The organism is Kitasatospora sp. NPDC093558 (assembly GCF_040683475.1).
Classification (GTDB): Bacteria; Actinomycetota; Actinomycetes; order Streptomycetales; family Streptomycetaceae; genus Kitasatospora.
Genome location: NZ_JBFBDY010000806.1, coordinates 1 through 2,546, shown reverse-complemented (window position 1 = coordinate 2,546; position 2,546 = coordinate 1). Strand labels below are relative to the sequence as shown.

Annotated in this window: 4 protein-coding genes; 3 read left to right on the top strand and 1 reads right to left on the bottom strand. The window is 75.0% G+C overall.

Translation table 11 applies throughout. The annotated features are described in order from the left end of the window. Window positions 1–85 precede the first annotated feature (85 nt). The 3 genes from AB0O00_RS35455 to AB0O00_RS35445 all read left to right on the top strand — a co-directional run bounded on the left by AB0O00_RS35455 (window position 86) and on the right by AB0O00_RS35445 (window position 1,893). Entirely contained in the window at window positions 86–481 is a 396-nt protein-coding gene (locus AB0O00_RS35455) for a hypothetical protein (protein WP_363658822.1), read from the top strand. 176 nt (window positions 482–657) lie between these two features. Continuing rightward, the gene (locus AB0O00_RS35450; RefSeq protein WP_363658821.1) at window positions 658–1,020 is read left to right on the top strand and encodes a hypothetical protein; all 363 of its coding nucleotides are present in this window, start codon (window positions 658–660) and stop codon (window positions 1,018–1,020) included. Window positions 1,021–1,194: 174 nt separating this feature from the next. Continuing rightward, window positions 1,195–1,893, top strand: a complete 699-nt coding sequence (locus tag AB0O00_RS35445; protein WP_363658820.1) for a sigma-70 family RNA polymerase sigma factor — start codon at window positions 1,195–1,197, stop codon at window positions 1,891–1,893. A gap of 16 nt (window positions 1,894–1,909) precedes the next feature. On the opposite strand, the gene AB0O00_RS35440 is transcribed toward AB0O00_RS35445, so the two are convergent. Then, the coding region (locus tag AB0O00_RS35440; RefSeq protein WP_363658819.1) for a hypothetical protein at window positions 1,910–2,546 on the bottom strand (637 nt) is incomplete at its 5' end.

Here is a 2,546-nt window from a genome sequence, read left to right as displayed (position 1 = left end):
GACCGGTGCTGAACCCCGTTCACCGGGAGGCCCGTTGAGCTGGTCGGGACGCAACGAGCGTCCCGATCATGCCTGGAGGAATCCCATGCGCACCAAGACCCGCACCACCCGGGCCGCCAGCCTGCTGCTCGCCACCACCGGCCTGCTCGGCCTCACCGGCGTCACCGCCGCGCACGCGGCCGTGCCCGGGGGCGGGGTGCAGCCGGCCCAGCGGGGCTACAACTTCGCCCTGTGCTCGAACGGCACGTACGCGTCGGAGGCGCAGTTCACGAAGCGGGGGAACTTCACGACGTTCGTGGTCATGCCCGGCAGCTGCACGTACCTGTCGTTGAACGGCATCAGCTCGGACCAGGTCGTGCTGTACGGATTCCGGCCCGACGGCAGCAAGTTCAAGATCGCCACGGACACCTTCGACGACGCCGACGGCGAGCGGATCCGCACGCTCGGCACCCCGGACAACAACGACTGGACCACCTTCTAGGACATCGGACCGCCGGCCGGGTCACGGTCCGGCCGGCGGGTTCCGCTGTCCGCAAACCCCCGACCGGACCGCGCGACCAGTCGGTACCGTCTCCGGGGGCGTCCGGCCGGTTCCGGGCGGCCCCGAAGGAACGGCGGATTCAGTCCCGGACGTGGGACGGGGGAGGACGACGGAACATGGGAACCGAGCGCGCGGAAGCGCGTGAACTGATCGCGGCGCTGCTGGCCGAGGGCGCGCAGGCCGTGCCGGGGCCGCCGGCCCTGCCGGTGCCGCCGGGGGCGGCGGAGAGCGTGATCGCCGTCGCCCGGCGGGTGGCGCTGGACGGGCTGCCGTCCGGCCGCCGGCGGCCGGTGCCGTCGCCGGGGCTGCGGGAGCTCGCGGCGGCGATGGTGGTGGACGAGCACCCGTCGGCGCCGGGCTGGTCGGCGGAGGAGCGGGAGCGGTTCACGACGTGGGTCGCCGTCCTGATCGAGCACCGCGGCGAGGACGGCGTGCAGGACCTGGTCCGGGCCCTCAACGAGGAGCGGAACGCGGCCTGACGGCGCGGGTGCCCCCCGGTGGAGCAGCGGCGGGGGAGCGGCGCGGGAGGGCGGGGGGACGGACGTTGGCGCGGAGTTGGTGCATCCTTGGCGGCTGTTGACAGCCTGTGGTCACAGCCGCCGGGGGGATCCGGTCGGACTGTCCCTGACCCCGACCGCTCTGTGAGGTAGTGCGTGTCCCAGCAGCCTGTCGCCCCGATCGCCCCCGGCGTCCAGCAGCCCGCAGAGTCCGCCGCCCAGCCCGCGGAGACCGCCCCGGCGCCCGCCGCCGCGAAGCGGGCGGAGCGCCCGACCCTGGACCCGCGGGACCTCGCCGAGATCCACCGCCTGCACGGCGGCTACCTGCTGAACGTGCTGCTGCGCACCACGCGGGGCGACCGCGGCAAGGCCGAGGACATCCTCCAGGAGACCCTGCTGCGCGCCTGGCAGAACCCGGAGGCGCTGAAGGCCGGCCCCGAGCACAGCCGCCCGTGGCTGTTCACGGTGGCCCGGCGGATCGCCATCGACCACTACCGGATGGCGGCCTCCCGGGCGCCCGAGGCGCTCGGCGAGGCGGTGGAGGACCGGCCGGTCGCCGAGGACCCGTACGAGCGGGTGGTGGCCTCCCGGGACATCGCCCTGGCGCTGCGGCGGGTGCAGAAGCACCACCGCGAGGTGCTGGTGGAACTGCACCTCAAGGACCGCTCGGTGGTGGAGGCGGCGGAGCGGCTCGGGGTGCCGCCGGGGACGGTCAAGTCCCGCAACTTCTACGCGATCCGCGCCATGCGCCCGGTCCTCGCGGCCGAGCACGGGTACGCCCCGAAGGCGGCCGAGCACGGGTGTGCTCCGAAGGCGGCCGAGCACGGGTGTGCCCGTACAGCCACGGTCGGTTGACTGATCGTCAGGTCCGTCAACAGATCTGACGTGACGTCAGGACATCCAGCTGTTCCTCGATCGCGGTGACGAAGCCGCCCATGGACGACGGGAGCCGCCCGTCCGCCCGGAAGCGGCCGAGGGCCGTCCGCAGCCGTTCGACGGCCTCCGGCGCCCGGCCGCGGCCCGCCAGGAAGGAGGCGTAGGACTGCTCGGCGAGAGCGAGGAGGTGCAGCAGGCCGGCCTCCTCGCAGGCGGCGAGCGCGCGGCGCCAGGCGAGCTCGCAGGCCTCCTCGTCGGCGACGGGCTGGAGGGCGTGGGCCTCGGTGAGCATCGACCAGAGGTGGCAGATGGTCACCGTGGAGCCGGGCAGCAGGTTCCGGGCCTCGCGGGCCTGCCGGAGGGCGCCCTCCCGGTCGCCGATCAGCAGGCGGACCTGCGCGCCGTGGGCGAGGGTGGCGGACAGGCGATGGGGTTCGCCGGTGCCGGCCGCGCACGCGAGCGCGTCGGCGGTGAGCGCCGCGGCCTCGTCCGCGCGGCCGACGAGGGCGCTGGACACCGCGAGGGCGTTGAGCGCCCGGAGGTGGACGGCGCCGTCCTCGGGACGGGTGCCGGCGAGGGCTCTGCGGCCGCGGTCGACCGCCTCCCGGTAGCGGCGCAGGCCGAGGAGGGCG